Consider the following 19,152-nt stretch of genomic DNA (forward strand, 5'->3'; position numbering starts at 1 on the left):
AGAGCTTGCTGAATAAATCTAAAAACCTTGTTGGGTAAGACTTTTAGACTTTTTGTCAATCAAAAAGTAGCAAATATGGGAGTGATCGGGGGGAAAATTCAGGGACTTTTTCCCTGAAAATTAGGTAATTGACCCCCTCAACATCGGTAAAACCCTACACCCCACACCCCACACCCCACACCCCACACCCCACGAAAAACTTTTTGCCGCAAACCCTAAGTAGCCTATACTCAACGGATTTGGTATCACCTGAGTTTGGCAGTAAAAGAAGGCAGCATTTTTTGTCAACCGGAAAGGAGACAAAGTTAAGATTTGAAGAATTTTCTCTCAAGTCGGGATGACAGGATTTGAACCTGCGGCATCCTGCTCCCAAAGCAGGCGCGCTACCAAGCTGCGCTACATCCCGAAACAAACTCCTTTTTTAGTATAGCCTAAGAGCCGCATTCTTAATCGGGATACCAAAACATCCCTTTGATACCTTCGGGATCGAGAACAAAACCGAGACGACGATAGAAATCCACCACCTGTGGATCGGCGAAAAGAGTTATATTACTGATATCCTCACCCCGCAACTTCCTGATTATAAATTTCATTAATGCTTTACCAAAGCCTTTACTTTGATAGTGAGGATGAACAACCACATCCCAGACTGTAGCATTAAAAGCGTGATCGGAAGTGGCACGGGCAAAACCCACTAAACGACGGCGATTACCTCGCACTTCCCACATCGACACCACTAAAAAACTACATTCGATCGCCTTTTTAACTTTGCGTAAAGGACGACGGGCCCAACCCACCGAGTCACAAAGTTCTTCTAACTCATATAGATCTAGCTCTCGATCGGTACTAAAAAACACTCGCGTCTGTCCGAGGTCATTCTGGGCAACCTCTACCAAGTCTCCCGAATAGTCAGGAGATGTAGTGACTTCCGAGCTATTAAACAATCTTTTCCAAAAAACCATGCCAGGGGGGCTACTGCCTCAATATTGTCCTTTTAGCCTAGTATATTTTATTTTCTCCCCTCTACGAACAATCGGGCAACCTGAGTCCAAATTTGATTGGTTGAGTACGGAGAGGGTGGGATTTGAACCCACGAACCATTGCTGGTTACTCGATTTCAAGTCGAGCGCGATCGACCACTCTGCCACCTCTCCAAGGCAGCTAGACCTATATCATATCATTAGATCTCTTGCATAAATCAAAAAATTTTCTGCAAATGTAGGGAAAAGGGGTGCATATTATAAGCTTAAGGGTTAAAGGTTAAAATTTCCCCTTTCCCCCTTCCCCCACTTCTGCAAGAAGTCTATTCTAGTCAATTAGTGGTGTGATTAGGGGTTTCTGAGCAGGATTTTTGGGGAGGCCTAGGCCGAACCAATTCCCCTCCCCACCCCCGCCTGGATGACCGACTTATTCCTTTAATTTCTGTAATTTTCGGCTTTCACGGGGGAAAACTCAAATTAGAATGGGGGGGAATACCTTGAAATCGCTCTTTTGACGTATAATCACCTCAATAAAATTTAGAAGCTCCTAGAGTTGATAGTTTTAAACCTTTCTGTGAGGAAAATGTATTTATTATGAGTTCAATTATTGAAATCGGCGACCAAAAAATTAGCGAGTCACAGGTCTTGCCTCTTTTGGCAAAATATGGTATGTTACCCCAGTTAATCCGGGAAGTAATTATCGAGCAAGCGATCGCCAATATCACCTGCAATCCCGAAGAAAGAAACGCGGCCTATTCCCGTTTCTATCAAAATAATCAAATTGCCAACGATGAGCAAATGAAATCTTGGTTACAACAAAACGGGATGGATTCCGAACAACTAGAATATCTAATTCTTCGGGACATTAAATTAGAAAAATTTAAACAGGAGACTTGGGATAACAAAGTAGAGTCCTACTTCTTGCAAGTCAAAAATCAATTGGATAAGGTGGTTTATTCGCTGATTCGGACAAAAAATCTCGGCATTGCCCAAGAACTATTTTTCCGGATACAGGATCGAGAAAATAGCTTCGCTGAACTAGCCACAAAATACTCCCAAGGCTCAGAAGCGGAAACCGGAGGACTAATCGGACCTGTGGAACTGAGCGCCCCCCATCCCCAGATCGGGCAAATTCTCAAAGCAAGTAAACCGGGGCAAGTGTGGCCACCGACGCAAGTGGGAGAATGGGTGGTGATTGTCCGACTGGAAAAATATTTATCCTGTGAACTGGATCCTCCCACCCGCCAACGCTTACGCAATGATTTATTCCAACAATGGTTAATGACTCAAATGCAAACAGTAAAATTTATCTCCGAATCAACCCTTCGACAAAGCTCAGGGCAAGCCCCGGTCAATGGCGAGCAGGTATCGATTATTATATAGCATTTCCTCGCAACACTGGGTAAACCCAGTCTTTTCGCCTAATTATTTGCCAACCTAGTCAATTTTCGCCTAGCCAATGAGTTATACCACTTTAGATTTTACCGCCTTTCTGGAGACCGTACAGCCCTTCGATCGTCTGCCCGTCGAGGTTAGACGTTCTCTGGGCCAGAAATTACAACCCTTTCGCTATGAGATGGGCAATGCGATACTCAAGTGCGATCGCTTACCCTCTCACCTCGTCCTTCTCTACGAGGGAGAGGCCAGACTTTTGGGTTACGATGCTAGGGTCAACAATCCGTTGCCGGTTACTTTGGCTAAATTGCAGCCAGGAGATTTATTCGGGTGGATCAGTCTGCTGCGCGCTACCCCCTGTGAAACGGTGATCGCTTCTTCGGAAGTCACGATCTGTTTAACCTTAAAAGAAGAGGATTTTTGGTCTTTAATCAATAATTACCCGGAATTTAAGCAATATTTCTTTGAACAAACCTCGATCGCTGAAGTTTATGCGACCCTAGGCTCCTATCTTAATCAACAGGCCTGGGGTGGGGGGGACCTGAAAGAAATTGCTCAGGCTCTTTTAAACAAAGCTTGTGTGTCCTACAACCAGATTAACGATGATTATCTCTGGTTAGTCAGCGAAAATACCGATAATTATCCTATCGGCACAGTTATCACCCAGAACAATCCGACTAACACCCGCTTATTAGGTCTTTCCTCCGATCTCGCGGAGCGAGCGCGTTGCGACCAGTTAGACGAATTCCTGACAGTTGCAACCGAAGCGGCCGCAGCAACAGAAACGGATGATATCCTAGAAACCCAAGTCATCAAGGGAAATAAACCTACCCAGGTATTAGATATCCCCCAAGGAAGAATAAGCGACATCACCAGCGATATCGACCTTGAAAAAACTGTTCAGAAAAACCGGAAACCCTATCCGTTTTTCGGGGGAAAAACGGAACTAGAGGCGGTGAGTGCCTGTTTTCAGATGCTCTGCAAATATTTTAATATCCCCTTTCGCAAGGACGTGATCCAACGCATCCTAGGGGATCAACTGCAAAGAACCGGCAGCCTTTCCCTACCTCTGTGTGGGGCTGTGGCTGAGGTAGTGGGACTCGATAGCCAATTAGTACCCCTAAATGCTTCTTCCTTGCCCAATATCAACCCTCCTGCCCTAATTCGCTGGCAAGACACCATCGTTATCCTCTACGAAATTAATCAACGGGAAACCACGATCGCCGTTCCCGAACGGGGGATAATTAAACGCAAAACCAGCGAATTTCTGGAATCTTGGGGCGAAAAAGGAGAAGTAGTCCTGCTCAAACCCACCAAACACACCCAGCAACAGCGTTTTGGCCTATCATGGTTTTGGCCTTCTGTCAAGAAACATAAACGAGTCTTAATAGAAGTTTTTATCGCTTCTTTCTTCGTCCAGTTATTTGCCCTGGCCAATCCCTTGATGATTCAGGTGATCATTGATAAAGTGATCGTGCAGAATAGCCCAGAAACCTTGAATACCCTCGGGATTTTCCTCTTAGTAATTGCCGTTTTTGAGGGAATTTTAACCTTTTTGAGGACATCCCTTTTTGTCGATACCACTAACCGCATCGACATGACCCTCGGTTCAGAAATTATCGATCACTTGCTGCGCTTACCGCTGAAATACTTTGAACGGCGGCCGGTGGGGGAAATTTCGACCAGAATCAACGAATTAGAGAATATTCGGCAGTTTTTAACGGGGACAGCCCTGACGGTGGTGTTAGATGCCATTTTCTCGGTTATATACATCGTGGTTATGTTGATCTATAGCCCGATTCTAACCGTTTGGGCCCTGGGAGTCGTGCCGATTTTAGTTCTCTCCACAGCTATTTTCGCACCGATCGTGCGGCGACAACTGCGAGCAAAAGCCGAACGAAACGCCGAAACCCAATCCTATCTCGTAGAGGTGATGACGGGAATCCAAACAGTAAAAGCACAGAATATCGAATTGCGTTCCCGTTGGCAGTGGCAAGAACGTTATGCACGCTATGTGGCCGAAGGTTTTCAAACGGTAATGACCTCAACTTTGGCCGGTTCCTTTAGTCACTTCTTTAACCAATTATCGGGTTTATTAGTGCTGTGGGTAGGAGCAGCCCTAGTTTTAGACGGAAAACTCACTCTTGGTCAATTAATCGCCTTCCGGATTATCGCTTCCTACGTTACCTCGCCGATTCTGCGTTTGACCCAACTCTGGCAAAACTTCCAAGAAACCGGCTTATCGCTGGAAAGATTAGCCGATATCGTCGATACTCCCCAAGAAGCGGAACTCGATCGCCAAAATATCCCCATGCCCTTAATTAAAGGCGCCGTCACCTACGAAAACCTCGCTTTCCGCTTCAATCCCCACGGACCCCTGCAACTATACAACGTCAATTTAGAATTCCCCGCCGGTACTTTTGTCGCTTTGGTGGGGGAAAGTGGCGCCGGGAAAAGTACCATTACTAAACTATTAGCCCGTCTCTACGAACCAGAATCGGGACGGATTCTCATCGATGGCTACGATATCAACAAAGTGGAACTCTATTCCCTCCGTCGTCAAATCGGCATGGTTCCCCAAGAAACCCTATTATTTGACGGTACGGTACAGGAAAATATCGCCCTGACTAACCCCGATGCGACTGTGGAGGAAATTGTCTCGGCAGCGAAAACGGCGGCAGCCCACGAATTTATTATGACCCTGCCTAATGGCTATAATACCCGCGTCGGTGAACGGGGGGCATCCCTATCGGGGGGACAACGACAACGGGTTGCGATCGCTCGTTCCGTCCTGCAAAGACCGCAAATTCTCATTCTTGATGAGGCCACCAGCGCCCTCGACTATAACACCGAACGGCAAGTGTGCCTGAATCTCAAAGAAGCTTTCAAGGATCATACGGTCTTCTTTATTACCCATCGTTTAGCTTCGATCAAATCCGCCGATATTATTGTCATGATGGATAAGGGGACAGTAGCGGAGGAAGGCACCCACGAGGAATTAATGGCCAAAAAAGGCCTTTACTATACTCTCTATAAACAACAGGATTCGCAAATCTAGTCAGTCGGGAGACAGGAGTCAGGAGTCAGGAGACAGGAGTCAGGAGCCGGTAGTCAGGAGATTGTCTTTATTTATGATCCCCACTACCCCACTACCCTCTCCCCAATTCATAATTCATAATTCATAATTCATAATTTCCTCTCCCCAACCCCCAACCCCTAACACCCAAATAAATATAGGAGAATCCCCATGAACGGTAATTCTAACAACGGTCAAAACGGCAACGGCAACGGTAAAAGCGATGAACTGACCCAAGCGGGTAAAAACGTGGCCACTACCACGAAAAATAAAAGTATTACCCCTTCTTTACCCACTTTCAGCCCACCAGAACAATCGGTGATCCTGAAACAATCACCCATTTGGTCGCGGACGATTATCTGGACATTAATGAGTGTCACCACTGCCGCTTTAATTTGGTCAGCGTTCGCCAAAATCGAGCAGGTGGTGGGTGCCCAAGGGCAACTTAAACCCCAGGGCAAAGTGCAAGAAGTACAAGCACCGGTGAACGGGGTAGTACAGTTCGTGAAAGTTAAAGACGGCGATCGAGTTAACAAAGGTGATGTACTGGTTTTAATGGATTCCAGTGCCTCGCAAGTGCAGTTAGAATCCTTGAGAAAAATTCGCACCAGCGCTGAGAAGGAAAATCAATTCTATCGTCTCCTAATGGCGCAGGATCTGACACCGGCACAAGTGGAGAGTTCGATCGCTCAATTAAAATTACCGAGTGAAATCGCCGATTTAGCCCGTAATCGTGCCGCTTTGGTGGCAGAAAATCAACTTTATCAAGCACAGGTCAATGAAGGTGCCTCTAGCGCTGCTTTACAGGGGGATCAATTAGCCCGTTTAGAGGCGGCCCAACGGGAGGCCAATTCTCGACAAGCGGCCGCTAGATTGGAAATGGAACAATTAGAAAAACAATTGGCCCAAACCAGGGTACAGTTGGCCGATGCCCGCTCGCAATTAATCAAAGATCGTTTAGTCTTAGAAGAAATTAAAACTCGTAATGCCAATTCGATGAAGCAGGGCCAAGAAAGCTTGGATATCGAGCGTAATATTCTTAAGGATATTGAACCCTTGGGGGATGAAGGTGCGATCGCTCGTTATCAGATCAACAAGCAAAAACAGTCGGTCACTGACCGTCAAAATGAATTGCAGCAGCAAGAAGCTAACGGCAAAATCGATCGAGAAAAACAAGAGAAAGAAGTACAAACCCGCATCGCCGAAATTTCCCGTTTGGAAGAGGAAGAAAAGCGTTATTCCCTGTTGATCTCCCAAGCGGGAGAAAAGCTGATTAATACCACAGTAATCACGGAAAAAGATGTGCGCGATAAAATGGCGGACAATTACAAACGGATCGCTGAAATCGATAGTCAGATCAGTCGCGTTATCATTGATAATAACAAGCGTATTGCTGAACTAGACAGTCAAATTAGTCAAGCACAACAGACGATTAAATATCAAAAAATTACCGCCCCGATTGATGGTGTGGTCTTTGATCTCAAGGCGCGGCCAGGGTTTGTTCCCCAACCAAGTCAAGCGGAAGCATTATTAAAACTTGTTCCCGATGGCTGTCCTACCGAGGTCAAAGATGCCGCTAAAGGTTGTTTAGTGGCAGAGGTGGACGTGACTAACCAAGACATCGGTTTTGTGCGCGTGGGACAAAAAGCCGATATTCGCATTGATTCCTTTTCCTACAGTGAATACGGCGATATTAAAGGAGAAGTAATCTCGATCGGTTCCGATGCTTTACCTCCCGACGAAACTCACCGTTTTTATCGGTTCCCCGTCCGGGTACGCTTGAACAGTCAAGATTTAGTTTTGAAAGATAAATCTACTCTACCGCTGCAATCGGGGATGTCCGTGAGCGTGAACATCAAAGTCAATGAAAATCGCACCGTTTTGGGACTATTTACCGATATGTTCAATAAACAGGTGGATACTCTCAAACAAGTCCGTTAAGCGAAAAAATTCGGGGGTAGATCCTGCCAACGGCCCGATCCGATCGCACTAATCGCTTCCGAGAGGTTAACTGCACCGGTATAAAGAGCGCGGCCCACGATTACTCCCGTTACTCCTAAAGGCTCCAAAGACAATAAACTCAGTAGGTCTGTCAGGGAACTAATGCCCCCAGATGCGATCACGGGAATGTCGACAGATTCGGCTAATTCTCGCAAAGCGGCGAGATTAGGGCCCGAAAGCGTGCCATCTCGATGAATATCAGTGTAGATAATCGTGCTGGCTCCTCTTTTTGCCATATCTTGACCAAGAGCGATCGCCGCTACCTCGGAAGTTTCTAACCAACCCCTGGTGGCTACTTTGCCATCGCGAGCATCAATACCGACAATTATTTGCCCCGGAAAGCTTTGACAAAGTTCGCTGACTAATTCTGGCTTTTCTACGGCTACTGTCCCTAAAATCGCCTTTTCTACCCCGATTTTTAGGAGATTACTCACCGTTTCTAGATCCCGCAGTCCACCCCCCACCTGTACGGGAATGGCAATATCATTAAGAATTGTTTCAATAGTTGACAAATTAATCGATTTACCCTCTTTGGCTCCATCCAAATCAACTAAATGTAATCTGGTTGCCCCCTGATTGACCCATTCTCGCGCCACTATTGCGGGATTATCGTTAAAAACCTGGGATTGTTGGTAATCTCCCTGATAAAGTCGCACACATTTGCCATCGAGAATATCAATAGCGGGGATAACTTCCATGTTTTTCTCAATATCTAACTAAGGAGCGTTTTTTATTATATAGTACCAGCCGTCAGCCTTGTCAGTGATCAGTGATCGGTGATCGGTGATCAGTTTTGAGTCTGACAGGGGAACAACCCCTCTCAAAGCATTGTCCGTAAAAGTTTTGAGACTCCTCAGTTACAAACAGATAGATCGCTTTCAGCCAAAAAGCTAACGAGAGAATCAGGGATTTGGGCGAACTTACTAGTGGACTGTTTCATCTAAAATAGGGCAATAGATTTCGGCTTAAAGTCTTAGATTATAGAATTTCTAGCATTTTTCTAATACACCAAATTAGCTGAAACAATCCACTAGAAATCTTTATCAACAACGGGGGATCAGCTGCATCGAACTTTTTTGCTCGAACACTCCAAAAAGCTTGTGCTGTAAGGAGTTCAGCCAGCTTGTCCCCCTGTCAGGTTTTGAGTATTAAGTGAGCAGTATGTATTAAGTGTGCATCATCAAATGGCAGTAACAGTGCTGTATTTTCACTGATTACTGATCACTGATTACTGATTATCGATTCCTAGGAGAAAAATTTCTTCTAGAATGATAAGTAGATATACTAGAGGAATTATACTCATGTCTGCTGGGAAGTTTCAAACAGCCGCTTCATTATCCGATCGAGAGCTAGAAATACTCGATTTGGTGGCTAATGGTTTAACTAATCAAGAAATCTCGGAAAAGCTAGAGATTAGTAAGCGTACCGTCGATAATCATATTAGTAATATCTTGACAAAAACAAAAACCGATAATCGGGTGGAATTGGTGCGTTGGGCATTGCATTGGGGTAAAGTTTGTCTGGATGATATTAATTGTTGTATCCTTCCTTCCCCGGTGCCGACCGATGATCAGGTTTCCTAAACTTCTGGGACTTTTGCTTGCGGTTAATATCATCAGTCTGGGGGGATGTAGTGATGCGGGTTTTGTCACCCCTCCCCAACAGATTTTAGGAAATACTTTAAATACCCCTTCCTCTGAAGATAATCCCCGTTTTAACTACGATGGTCGTTATCTGGTCTTTGCCTCCGATCGCAGGGGTCAACGAACGATTTATTTATTCGATCGAGTGGCTAATCGTTTAGTTCCCCTACCTGGGTTAAATCAAGCAAAAACCTATCAAGATCAACCGGATATTAGTGCCGATGGTCGCTATATTGTTTATGTGTCGGAACAGTCCGGTAAACCCGATATCTATATTTATGATCGACAAACTCTACAAGCAAAAAATATCACCGAAAATATTTTAGGAGAAGTGCGTCGTCCGACGATTAGTGGTAACGGTCGTTTTATTGCTTTTGAAAGTAATCGTTTTGGTCAATGGAATCTGGAAATATTCGATCGAGGTGGCGAATTTTCTCCTTCTTTACCCCCGATTAATTCTTCCCCGTCCCGATAATCAGTAATCAGTGATCAGCAATCACTGATCAGTGAAAAGGCTCTCTTAGGTTTGGTGGGTAAAATGTATTCTAAGATACAGTCCTGCCGGCGAGCGAGTGGAAGGAACCACTCCAGACACAGAGGACACAAAGATTGATCGCTTCTATAGTAAGTTAAACTGATCACACAAAGAATGAGAGAGCCGTAAAAAGACAGCACTGTTAGTGCCATTTGATGATGCAAACTCAATACATACTGCTCACTTAATACTCAAAACTGATAACTGATAACTGATAACTGACAAGGCCGACAGCTTTCTTTTGCCTTTGGCCTTTTTACTTGCTATAAAGTAGGTTTATTTAAGAAATGGAGGCAATCATCATCCTATGGCGATAATGACAAAATCATTTAGACAAAGACTGGCAGAGATTTTCGGGTTTGACCTGCGATCGCTGGCTTTATTTCGCATTGCCTTGGCGTTAGTGGTTTTAGTAGATTTATCGGTTCGTTTTAGCCAAGTAACTGCCCATTACAGCGAATTAGGGGTTTTACCCCTAGAAAGCTTATCGAAAGTCTCTGCTAGTCCTTTTTACTGGTCGATTTTTGCTCTCAGTGACTCGGTACTGGTGCAGAGTATCCTGTTTATTCTGGCTATAGCGATCGCATTATTGCTTTTAATTGGCTATCATACCCGTTTAGCCACGATCGCCACTTGGGCGCTAATCGTCTCTTTACATCATCGTAACCCCCTGTTACTATTTGCCGCCGATGACGTAATCCGGGCAGTATTATTCTGGGCGATGTTTTTACCCCTCGGTGCCTGTTATTCCGTGGAAAGTGCCTTAAACACCAATCCCAACCCCCTACCCAAGCGTGTGGTTTCGGCTGCCACGGTGGCTTTTATGATACAGGTGTGTTACATCTATATGTGGTCAGCGGCCTTTAAAACCAAAAGTGAGACTTGGTGGCCCGATGGTACAGCCGTTTATTACTCTCTCAGTTACGATCAATACGGTACTGCTTTTGCCGGTTTTTTACTATCTTTACCGCCACAATTACTAGAAATCCTCACCTTTTCAGCGTTAATCTTTGAATGGGTGGGTCCACTGCTAATTTTTATCCCCTTTCGCAATAGTTTCTTCAAAATAGTCGCTATTCTTTCGTTTATTCTCTTACATATCGGTTTTGGTCTCAGTTTTCATCTGGGAATTTTCCCGTTTTTGAGTATTACCCATTGGTTGCCCATCATCCCTAGTCTTGTCTGGGATTGGGGACAAAAACGGATTATAACCCCAGAAAGAGAAGGTTTAAGGATTAATTATGATCGAGATTGTGGATTTTGCAAAAAAGTTGTTCATCTTCTCCGCACTTTTCTTATTTTACCTGGCACTCCCCTGTTAGTCGCTCAGGATAACCCCTCAATATACGAGGATATGGTGGCCCAAAATTCTTGGGTGGTGGAAGATTGGCAGGGAAAACGCTGGTTTAAATGGTCAGCATTGGTTTATGTTGTCAGTCTTTCGCCAATTTTCTGGTTTTTAGCGCCAATTTTGCGTTTACCGCCCCTCATGGTCTTGGGAACGAGAATTTATGAGTGGATTGCCTCCCATCGTCGTTTTATGGGCAATTTCACCAAACCTTTCAAGTTTCGTCCCCTGACGATTAAATCCTCTTTACCTTTAAATATTTTGGTAATTTTCTTCTTATTGTTGACCAGTATCTGGAATTTACGCAGTTTTGTCCGGCAATCGGTCGATAGGGGTGATTTAAATACACCTTTAGTTCAATCCCTCGATCGCTTGCTCACCCGTCGTACTTTTAATACAATTGATATTTTGGCAAGAGTTACCCGTTTAGACCAATATTGGACTATTTTTGCCCCTGGTCCGCCTCGCGATGATGCTTGGTTTGTGGCAGTCAGTCAATTAGCCGATGGTTCCACGGTAGATTTATTTAGAGAAGGACAGCCGGTAATTTGGGATAAACCCACGGATAGCGATCGCAATCGCTTGTATAAAACCATGCAGTGGCGACAATATTTTATTAATCTTGATCGAGCTATTGGTCGGTCAGTTTATGGAGAGTTTGGTCATTATCTCTGTCAAAACTGGAATCAGCAGCACAGTAGTGATCAACAGATTAAATCCCTGCAACTTTATATTATGCGGGAAAGAACTGTACCCCCCGGAGAAAAACAGGGAATCGAAAAAGAGCTAATCTGGCAGCAAAATTGTCTTTAATCAGTTATCAGTTATCAGTTATCAGTTATTAGTTATCAGTTATTAGTCAGATCAAAGTTATCTTGTAACTAAAATCTGATTGCTTCTTTTTCTCTTTCAAACTAACTACCGATCAACTTTAAAAATCGCTGGAACCGCTCTGGAGAGTAGCGAGGGATTTTTCAAAATTCATTCTCTGTTCAGCATTGCGGAGAAAGTAACCACTCATCATTGCTGAGGCCAATAACCGGCCCAGATGTTCGCGACTGGTACTGATAGTGACACCGAAATGTTCGGAAGGAAGGTTGCCCAAAAGTCCGATAATGTTGCGTTCCATCACTTGGAAAACCTCTTGGGACTCCGGTTTCGAGAGTTGGGCGATTGTTTCTGGACTTAAGGTCTGGACATACTGCCACAAACTCTCGGAAAATTCACTATCGGTACCGAATAAATTGTGAGGGCGATCGTTTTCTCTATACACCTTTGATCTCCTTAACTCAATTTTTTTATAAACTATCCTTTTGGTTCTTCCAATTTAACAGTTTTTTGAGATAGTGGCAGTCGGTAGAACCGAACCTGAAGGGGATGGTCATACCAAGCAAAAAACCCATCTCCAGCACAAATCAAAAACTTAACACTGATGATAACCGATCACTGTTCACTGATAACTTTTATTTACCCATACCTAAATGCTGGGCCTTTTGATAGACTTTACCCTCCGTCAGCAGCGAGGGGGCAATCACCACTTCCACCTGTTGCATTTCCTTTAAGTTCTTAGCACCCAAAGTTCCCATACTGGTTTTCAGCGCCCCCAAGAGGTTATGAGTACCATCATCTAATTTTGCCGGTCCAACGAGGATTTCGGCAATAGTTCCGGTACTGCCCACACTAATTCGGGTTCCCCGGGGTAGAACCGGACTAGGTGTGGCCATACCCCAGTGAAAACCGCGGCCGGGGGCCTCCAAGGACCGGGCAATGGGGGAACCAATCATCACCGCGTCAGCACCACAGGCGATACATTTGCAGATATCACCGCCGGTAATAATGCCGCCATCGGCAATAACGGGGACGTATTTACCGGTTTCCTGGAAAAAATCGTCCCTAGCGGCGGCACAATCGGCCACAGCAGTGGCCTGGGGAACTCCCACTCCTAAAACGCCGCGAGAAGTACAGGCGGCCCCCGGACCGATACCGACTAAAACCCCGGCTGCCCCAGTTTTCATCAGGTTAAGGGCGACTTCGTAGGTGACGCAGTTACCCAAAACCACGGGAATGGGCATTTCTTGGCACAGTTGCACTAAATCGAGGGGGGTGATAGCTTCCGGGGATAAATGGGCAGTGGAAACGACGGTTGCTTGGACAAAGAGAATATCGGCCGCTGCTTGGGCAACGATAGCACCGTATTTGACGGCACCGGCAGGGGTGAGGCTAACTGCCGCAATACCGCCTTTTTCTTGAATTTCTTGGATACGAAGCTCGATTAGTTGCGGTTTAATCGGTTCTGCGTAGAGTTCCTGCATTAAACCGACGAATTCTGATTTGCCGACTGCGGTAATGCGATCAAGAATCGGGTTAGGATCCTCGTAACGAGTTTGAATACCTTCGAGGTTTAGTACCCCTAGCGCCCCCAACTCGGAGAGAAGGACGGCCATTCTAGTATCCACCACCCCATCCATAGCGCTGGCGATAATCGGGATTTCCCGCTCGATATTGCCGAGAGACCAACGGGTATCGGCTAAACTAGGATCGAGGGTTCGCACTCCGGGTACAAGTGCGATTTCATCGATACCGTAAGCTCTACGGGCTGTTTTGCCCCGACCAATAATTGTATCCACGTTTCTATACTATTTCAGACCTATTTAGCCTAGACTAGCAAATTTCGCACCATCTGGAAAAGCTTTTCGGTATTATGGCCGACTAGGCCCCGGGAAAATAATCACCGCAGTCGATCGCTTGTTCGGTGTTGGCGCTCCTGGGTTGTACACTACATTTGAGGCGATAATCGTTGGTAAAGTAGCGGCAGTGGGAGCAAGGGATGGAGTGCATCCGTCGGGCAACTTGCCAACTATCGCGCACGGCACTGGCTAAAGACCAGCAAACTAAAGCGATAATGGCAGCGGCGATTGAAAAACGTAAAATAATCCAGATTTCCATGGCGAACAACTAAAATTACCTGATTTGGATAGGAATCAACCGAGGCAATTGGCAGAGGGTTAGATACTGAACCGTTTACTGACATCCAGACTAACCGTTAGCAATCACCAGACTTTTAAGAACATTTTCGGTCATGGCCGCTAGTTGATCCAATTGTTCCTGATGGCGTTTTGCCTGTTTTTTGGCTTCTACCTTGCGTTTCAGGGCTTCCCGGGCTAAATCATCGCGATTTCTGCTTAAAGCTTCGATCGCTACTCGATTCCATGTTTCTGCTTCTTGAATGGCTTTTTTGTACTGGGGGTGAATTTCATCCCAACTGAGCTTAAGACTGCTTAAAGCCCCTTTTAACAGGGTTTGGGCATTGTTGGGGTCGGCTCCGATGAGGGATTTTTTCAGAGGTTCGTAGAGTCCCACCGCTTGTAAATGGGTAATAATCGGGATAAATTCTTCTATCTGTTGACTTTTGCTAATGCCAGTCTTACACCAAGTGGCAAAATGTTCGCAGTTGTTAAAAAGAAGATTATATTTCTGTTCCCCCAGACGACTTAGCGCCCTTTCTACCACCACATCGGGGATAAAGGAAAATCCCACCTCTACATGGCGCACCACATAGATTTTACCGCCCCTAGCAAAGGTTTCTAGGGAAGTTCGTTCCACAATCTCGCTCGGTTTTCGGTAATGAATGACGCTACCATCACCGCAATCGATGCCATGATGAGCATAAACACCCTGAAGATTGAGCAATTCCCGATAGGCGTATATTTGATCCCCTCTAGCCATATTTTTTTAGTAATAAAGTAAACAAGGAGATTATCTATTGAGTCAGTTTTTCTGGGTATTAATCTTCGTTTTCATGAAAATATTCCCGATCGCGATTTGTCAAAACCTATTATAGCATTTATCTTAATAGTGAGGTACAAAGTTTTCCTTTGGGGGAGTCGGTCGTCAATACCAAATTAGGTTACACTTCATTTTTATGGGAAACGCTGTAAAAATTATCGCAGCAGAAATTGAGGACTATAGCCCAAACACCAGCGATTGAAGCCCCTTTTTGACTGTTAACACCCTTAACCCAGAGATTATGGATGCTTTTAGTCCCTTTCCTCCTGACTGGACAGAGAATGCTGTTCACGCCTACAATTTTTGTTGTCCTTACTGTGGGGCAAAAGCTAAAGAAGCTCAGGCCGTTTGGATCAATCGCCGCGCTCCCGTTTTAGGAGAAGATTCTCGTCGTAAATGGCAGGAATTCTATCATTGTCAATGCGATCGAGTTTGGTGGGCCTGGAGTAGTGATCGACCTGCGGAAAATAAGTAATTCTGAATCGGGAATGGAAAATATGGCCGATGTCTATGTTTCTTGGGATGAATACCATCGTCTGATCGAAAAATTAGCAGTAAAAATCGATCATTCTGGTTGGCAATTTGCTCAGATTGTCTGTTTAGCTAAGGGAGGATTGCGCGTCGGTGACATTCTCTGTCGTCTTTTTCGTCAACCCCTAGCCATTCTCTACGCTGCTTCCTACGGGGGGCAAAATAATCAAATTCGGGGAGAATTAACTATTTCCTCGAATTTAGCCATGATCGAGGCCCAATTAAAGAGTCCCTTGTTATTAGTGGATGATTTAGTCGATTCGGGAATCACTCTCCAAAAAACCTCGATTTTGTTACAGGAAAAATACGGGATTACCAATATCAAAACTGCGGTGATCTGGTACAAAGCGGCATCAAGAATCAAACCTGACTATTATGTGGAATATTACCCCGATAATCCCTGGATTCACCAACCCTTCGAGCGTTACGAGTTAATTACACCCAAAGACCTCCTAAGCTGAGACGTATTTTAACCGCTTATTCTTAGATTAGCCGAATCTCCCCCAATCCCTTTACTGTTGCCTCTTGCCTCTTAAATGCGCGGGCAGCTTAGTCAATGACTTAATTAGTATTCTTGTATTGTTTGGGGGGAAAACTCAGAAAAATTGCTAGAATATTAGCCTGATTAATTAATTTTCCCCTCGATCGAGTATGACTTTCTCCTCAGCCGCAGACTTTCAAGATGAATTTGATGTCATCGTCGTCGGGGCGGGCCATTCCGGCTGTGAAGCGGCCCTAGCTTGCGCCCGTCTCGGTTGTCGTACCCTTCTCCTCACCCTTAATCTCGATAAAATCGCCTGGCAACCCTGTAACCCCGCCGTCGGTGGTCCGGCTAAATCCCAATTAACCCACGAAGTGGACGCTTTAGGCGGCGAAATTGGCAAAATGGCCGACCGCACCTATCTGCAAAAACGGGTTCTTAATGCCTCTCGCGGGCCGGCAGTCTGGGCCCTACGGGCCCAAACCGATAAACGGGAATACGCGGCGGTGATGAAAGGTATCGTCGAAACCCAAGCCAATCTGGTTATTCGGGAAGCCATGGCCACAGACCTGATTTTAGGGGCAAATGAGCAAGTTTTAGGGGTAGAAACCTATTTCGGCACTTGTTTCGCCGCTAAAGCCGTGATTTTAACCACTGGCACTTTTTTAGGCGGTAAAATCTGGATTGGCGGCAAGTCTATGGCCGCCGGACGGGCGGGCGAATTTGCGGCGGTGGGTTTAACAGAAACCCTAAATCGTCTCGGATTCGAGACCGGTCGCCTAAAAACTGGCACTCCTGCCCGTGTGGATAAGCGTTCGGTGGATTACTCCCGTATGGAACCGCAACCGCCCGATGACGAGGTACGTTGGTTTAGTTTTGATCCAGAGGTGTGGATCGAACGGGAACAAATGAACTGTCATCTCACCCGCACCACGGCGGCAACTCATCAATTAATCAGAGATAATTTACATTTATCCCCCATTTATGGCGGTTTTATTGACTCGAAAGGACCGCGTTATTGTCCCAGTATTGAGGATAAAATCGTCCGTTTTGCCGATAAAGAAAGTCATCAAATTTTTATTGAACCGGAAGGGCGCGATATTCCCGAACTTTATATCCAAGGCTTTTCAACGGGACTGCCGGAAAATGTTCAATTAGCAATGCTGCGGACTTTACCCGGTTTAGAAAACTGTGTGATGTTGCGTGCTGCCTATGCAGTGGAATACGATTATTTACCAGCAACTCAGTGTTATCCAACCCTGATGACGAAGAAGATTGAGGGGTTATTTTGTGCGGGACAAATTAACGGGACAACCGGTTATGAAGAAGCGGCAGCCCAGGGACTGGTGGCGGGGATTAATGCGGCGCGGTTTGCTTTAGGAAAAGAGTTAATTGTTTTTCCCCGGGAGGAAAGTTATCTAGGAACTTTGGTCGATGATTTGTGTACTAAGGATCTGCGGGAACCCTATCGAATGTTAACCAGTCGTTCCGAATATCGCTTAGTATTGCGATCGGATAATGCCGATCAACGATTAACACCTTTAGGGCGAGAAATTGGTTTAATTGATGACCGGCGTTGGCAATTATTCCAGAGCAAACAAGCTAATATTATCGCTGAAAAAGAACGCTTACACGAAACGAGAATTAAAGAACGGGATGAGGTGGCAATTGCCATCGTTAAGGATACGGAACAAAAAATCAAAGGTTCTCTCTCTTTAGCGGATTTACTGCGTCGTCCTAGCTTCCATTATCTCGATCTTGATCGCTATGGTTTAGGTAATCCTGATATAAATTTAGCCGAAAGAGAAGGGGTAGAAATTGAGATTAAATATTCCGGTTATTTGAAGCGACAACAAAATCAAATCGACCAAATTAGTCGCCACAGTAACCGTCATTTATCCCCCGATATTGACTACATGAAAATCGAAACTTTGTCAATGGAATCGCGGGAAAAATTAACAAAAATTAAACCCGCCACCATCGGCCAAGCCTCGCGAATTGGTGGAGTCAATCCCGCCGATATTAACGCTTTATTAGTGTATTTAGAAATGCGGCAGATGTCGGCAGTTAAAAGTTAGGAAATAATCCTGATTAGTGGATTACTATTGGGAAGACCACCGAAGAATCGAAGTGCTGAACTAATACCAATTCTCCAAAGTCTGACTACAGAAGTTTAATCCCCCTAAATCCCCCTTAAAAAGGGGGACTTAAATTCGATGTGTAGTTTTCATTTAGAGAAATGGTATAAAAAAACAAGCTCAGTTAGATGAAAAGTTTCGCAATCGTATTGAGGGCAAATTTGGACAAGCTAAAAGACGTTTTGGACTCGATAGAGTGATGACTAAACTTTCAGAAACGTCAGAAACTTCTATCGCCATTACCCTTTTAGTGGTTAATCTTTCTACCCTGCTAAGGCAGGTTTTACTATTTCTTTTTGTCCGAAATCAGAAAAGTTACTGTTTTTGGTCTTTTCTATCAGTTATCTTGATGTTAATTGAGAATTATCAACAGAATCACTTATCATTAAAGAAACAGAATTTGCCCTTAGCATCATAACTTTTTTTTTCCTATCTGATTTTTTCAGCAAACCCTAAGTAGTTTAATCCTATTTGATCGGAGATAACCTGAAAGTAAAATGTTTCAACCTTAGATGCGGAAAGTTACCGCTAAAGTTTGATTGCTTAAAGAGTCAAGTGCCGATAGCGATTCCTGTGGGGTCGCTATTTTTTTCGTCCCCACCGACAAAATTGAGCAGCGCTCGTCGTCCCTGCTCACCTCGATCGAGTAAAGTAATCTCTAGATAATTTTCCGGCAAAAAAGTTAAACGTTCTGACCATTCGATCGCCACTATCCCTAAATCTACCTCGATTCCCTGCCAATAATTTTCTAGGTACAGCGCCTCGATATCTTGACCCTGCAAACGATACAAATCCAAATGATACAAAGGAACGCGGCCTTCGTTATATTCGTTAACGAGGGTGAAGGTAGGACTAGCTATAGGCTCTTGAATGCCCAATCCTAAGCCAATTCCCTGTACTAAGGTGGTTTTTCCCGCTCCCAAATCGCCTTTTAATAAAATTACACTGCCAGAGTCCAAGGTTTGCCCCAGTTTTTCGCCTAAATTGACAGTAGCTTCTTGATCGGGTAAGTCGATAATCATTTTTTCCCGTTAGGATGCCCATTAACCACTGATTTTAATATAGCGATCAGAGCAGGTTTCTGACATCCTTGGCTCTGGGGGGCCAAATTTGGTCTTTATGATCGAGAAAAATAGAAGCAGTTAAACTAATCCCTTATGTCTTAGTCTTACCTTTGGTCAAATGGTCGCTATCAGGACAGAGATAAGCGATCGGCGAAACCTTCCGGTAGATTAGAC

Annotated in this window: 16 protein-coding genes, 2 tRNA genes and 1 pseudogene; 10 read left to right on the forward strand and 9 right to left on the reverse strand. The window is 44.9% G+C overall.

Annotated features, from left to right (window positions below; translation table 11 throughout):
• Nucleotides 1–332 precede the first annotated feature (332 nt).
• The 3 genes from IM475_RS21415 to IM475_RS21425 form a co-directional block, all read right to left on the reverse strand.
• Nucleotides 333–406, reverse strand: a tRNA-Pro gene (locus IM475_RS21415).
• Between the two features lie 40 nt (nt 407–446).
• Nucleotides 447–962 (reverse strand): GNAT family N-acetyltransferase, encoded by a 516-nt coding sequence (locus IM475_RS21420; RefSeq protein ID WP_287660051.1) that lies wholly within the window; start codon nt 960–962, stop codon nt 447–449.
• A gap of 107 nt (nt 963–1,069) precedes the next feature.
• Nucleotides 1,070–1,154, reverse strand: a tRNA-Ser gene (locus IM475_RS21425).
• Nucleotides 1,155–1,574: 420 nt separating this feature from the next.
• On the opposite strand from IM475_RS21425, the gene IM475_RS21430 reads away from it, so the two are divergent.
• From IM475_RS21430 to IM475_RS21440, 3 genes are all read left to right on the forward strand, one after another.
• Nucleotides 1,575–2,363, forward strand: coding sequence for a peptidylprolyl isomerase (locus IM475_RS21430; protein WP_287729063.1), 789 nt, complete (start codon nt 1,575–1,577; stop codon nt 2,361–2,363).
• Between the two features lie 76 nt (nt 2,364–2,439).
• Nucleotides 2,440–5,433 carry a peptidase domain-containing ABC transporter gene (locus tag IM475_RS21435; protein ID WP_287660053.1) on the forward strand — a complete coding sequence of 998 codons (2,994 nt, stop codon included), beginning with the start codon at nt 2,440–2,442 and terminating at the stop codon, nt 5,431–5,433.
• 189 nt (nt 5,434–5,622) lie between these two features.
• Entirely contained in the window at nt 5,623–7,392 is a 1,770-nt protein-coding gene (locus IM475_RS21440; RefSeq protein WP_287729064.1) for a beta-barrel domain-containing protein, read from the forward strand.
• Here IM475_RS21440 and hisA read toward each other — a convergent pair.
• Complete coding sequence (gene hisA, locus IM475_RS21445; protein ID WP_287729065.1) at nt 7,389–8,150, reverse strand: 1-(5-phosphoribosyl)-5-[(5-phosphoribosylamino)methylideneamino]imidazole-4-carboxamide isomerase; 762 nt, start codon at nt 8,148–8,150, stop codon at nt 7,389–7,391. The genes IM475_RS21440 and hisA overlap by 4 nt on opposite strands.
• A 603-nt stretch (nt 8,151–8,753) precedes the next feature.
• Here hisA and pedR point away from each other — a divergent pair.
• From pedR to IM475_RS21460, 3 genes are all read left to right on the forward strand, one after another.
• On the forward strand, nt 8,754–9,035 hold the full coding sequence (gene pedR / locus IM475_RS21450) for a photosynthetic electron transport-dependent transcriptional regulator PedR (protein WP_002754772.1): 282 nt from the start codon (nt 8,754–8,756) through the stop codon (nt 9,033–9,035).
• Nucleotides 9,019–9,570: a TolB family protein gene (locus IM475_RS21455; RefSeq protein WP_287729066.1), complete on the forward strand. Its 552-nt coding sequence runs from the start codon at nt 9,019–9,021 to the stop codon at nt 9,568–9,570. Before pedR ends, IM475_RS21455 begins: the two co-directional genes overlap by 17 nt.
• 367 nt (nt 9,571–9,937) lie before the next feature.
• Nucleotides 9,938–11,791 (forward strand): hypothetical protein, encoded by a 1,854-nt coding sequence (locus IM475_RS21460; RefSeq protein WP_287729067.1) that lies wholly within the window; start codon nt 9,938–9,940, stop codon nt 11,789–11,791.
• A gap of 118 nt (nt 11,792–11,909) precedes the next feature.
• On the opposite strand, the gene IM475_RS21465 is transcribed toward IM475_RS21460, so the two are convergent.
• From IM475_RS21465 to IM475_RS21480, 4 genes are all read right to left on the reverse strand, one after another.
• The gene (locus IM475_RS21465; RefSeq protein WP_002792971.1) at nt 11,910–12,251 is read right to left on the reverse strand and encodes a DUF760 domain-containing protein; all 342 of its coding nucleotides are present in this window, start codon (nt 12,249–12,251) and stop codon (nt 11,910–11,912) included.
• 190 nt (nt 12,252–12,441) lie between these two features.
• Nucleotides 12,442–13,605: a GuaB3 family IMP dehydrogenase-related protein gene (locus IM475_RS21470; protein WP_287729068.1), complete on the reverse strand. Its 1,164-nt coding sequence runs from the start codon at nt 13,603–13,605 to the stop codon at nt 12,442–12,444.
• A gap of 82 nt (nt 13,606–13,687) precedes the next feature.
• Nucleotides 13,688–13,924, reverse strand: a complete 237-nt coding sequence (locus IM475_RS21475; RefSeq protein WP_043997914.1) for a hypothetical protein — start codon at nt 13,922–13,924, stop codon at nt 13,688–13,690.
• 90 nt (nt 13,925–14,014) lie between these two features.
• Entirely contained in the window at nt 14,015–14,704 is a 690-nt protein-coding gene (locus IM475_RS21480) for a lecithin retinol acyltransferase family protein (protein WP_061430924.1), read from the reverse strand.
• A 301-nt stretch (nt 14,705–15,005) separates the two neighbouring features.
• Here IM475_RS21480 and IM475_RS21485 point away from each other — a divergent pair, with 301 nt between their 5' ends.
• The 4 genes and pseudogenes from IM475_RS21485 to IM475_RS21500 all read left to right on the forward strand — a co-directional run.
• Nucleotides 15,006–15,239 (forward strand): hypothetical protein, encoded by a 234-nt coding sequence (locus tag IM475_RS21485; protein WP_002771307.1) that lies wholly within the window; start codon nt 15,006–15,008, stop codon nt 15,237–15,239.
• A gap of 22 nt (nt 15,240–15,261) precedes the next feature.
• A complete protein-coding gene (locus IM475_RS21490; protein WP_159294839.1) occupies nt 15,262–15,756 on the forward strand; it encodes a phosphoribosyltransferase in 495 nt (164 codons plus the stop codon).
• Between the two features lie 190 nt (nt 15,757–15,946).
• Nucleotides 15,947–17,854, forward strand: coding sequence for a tRNA uridine-5-carboxymethylaminomethyl(34) synthesis enzyme MnmG (gene mnmG, locus IM475_RS21495; protein ID WP_287729069.1), 1,908 nt, complete (start codon nt 15,947–15,949; stop codon nt 17,852–17,854).
• Nucleotides 17,855–18,023: 169 nt separating this feature from the next.
• Nucleotides 18,024–18,332, forward strand: a pseudogene (locus IM475_RS21500) (transposase); the annotation flags it as partial.
• A 133-nt stretch (nt 18,333–18,465) separates the two neighbouring features.
• Here IM475_RS21500 and tsaE read toward each other — a convergent pair.
• Nucleotides 18,466–18,936: a tRNA (adenosine(37)-N6)-threonylcarbamoyltransferase complex ATPase subunit type 1 TsaE gene (gene tsaE / locus IM475_RS21505; protein WP_287729070.1), complete on the reverse strand. Its 471-nt coding sequence runs from the start codon at nt 18,934–18,936 to the stop codon at nt 18,466–18,468.
• Between the last annotated feature and the right edge of the window lie 216 nt (nt 18,937–19,152).

The sequence above is a fragment of the Microcystis sp. M061S2 genome (assembly GCF_020245605.1).
Lineage (GTDB): Bacteria > Cyanobacteriota > Cyanobacteriia > Cyanobacteriales > Microcystaceae > Microcystis.

Coding starts and splice junctions, on each gene's coding strand:
- IM475_RS21420 (WP_287660051.1), bottom strand. CDS start 962: ATGGTTTTTTGGAAAAGATTGTTTAATAGCTCGGAAGTCACTACATCT.
- IM475_RS21430 (WP_287729063.1), top strand. CDS start 1,575: ATGAGTTCAATTATTGAAATCGGCGACCAAAAAATTAGCGAGTCACAG.
- IM475_RS21435 (WP_287660053.1), top strand. CDS start 2,440: ATGAGTTATACCACTTTAGATTTTACCGCCTTTCTGGAGACCGTACAG.
- IM475_RS21440 (WP_287729064.1), top strand. CDS start 5,623: ATGAACGGTAATTCTAACAACGGTCAAAACGGCAACGGCAACGGTAAA.
- hisA (WP_287729065.1), bottom strand. CDS start 8,150: ATGGAAGTTATCCCCGCTATTGATATTCTCGATGGCAAATGTGTGCGA.
- pedR (WP_002754772.1), top strand. CDS start 8,754: ATGTCTGCTGGGAAGTTTCAAACAGCCGCTTCATTATCCGATCGAGAG.
- IM475_RS21455 (WP_287729066.1), top strand. CDS start 9,019: ATGATCAGGTTTCCTAAACTTCTGGGACTTTTGCTTGCGGTTAATATC.
- IM475_RS21460 (WP_287729067.1), top strand. CDS start 9,938: ATGGCGATAATGACAAAATCATTTAGACAAAGACTGGCAGAGATTTTC.
- IM475_RS21475 (WP_043997914.1), bottom strand. CDS start 13,924: ATGGAAATCTGGATTATTTTACGTTTTTCAATCGCCGCTGCCATTATC.
- IM475_RS21480 (WP_061430924.1), bottom strand. CDS start 14,704: ATGGCTAGAGGGGATCAAATATACGCCTATCGGGAATTGCTCAATCTT.
- IM475_RS21485 (WP_002771307.1), top strand. CDS start 15,006: ATGGATGCTTTTAGTCCCTTTCCTCCTGACTGGACAGAGAATGCTGTT.
- IM475_RS21490 (WP_159294839.1), top strand. CDS start 15,262: ATGGCCGATGTCTATGTTTCTTGGGATGAATACCATCGTCTGATCGAA.
- mnmG (WP_287729069.1), top strand. CDS start 15,947: ATGACTTTCTCCTCAGCCGCAGACTTTCAAGATGAATTTGATGTCATC.
- tsaE (WP_287729070.1), bottom strand. CDS start 18,936: ATGATTATCGACTTACCCGATCAAGAAGCTACTGTCAATTTAGGCGAA.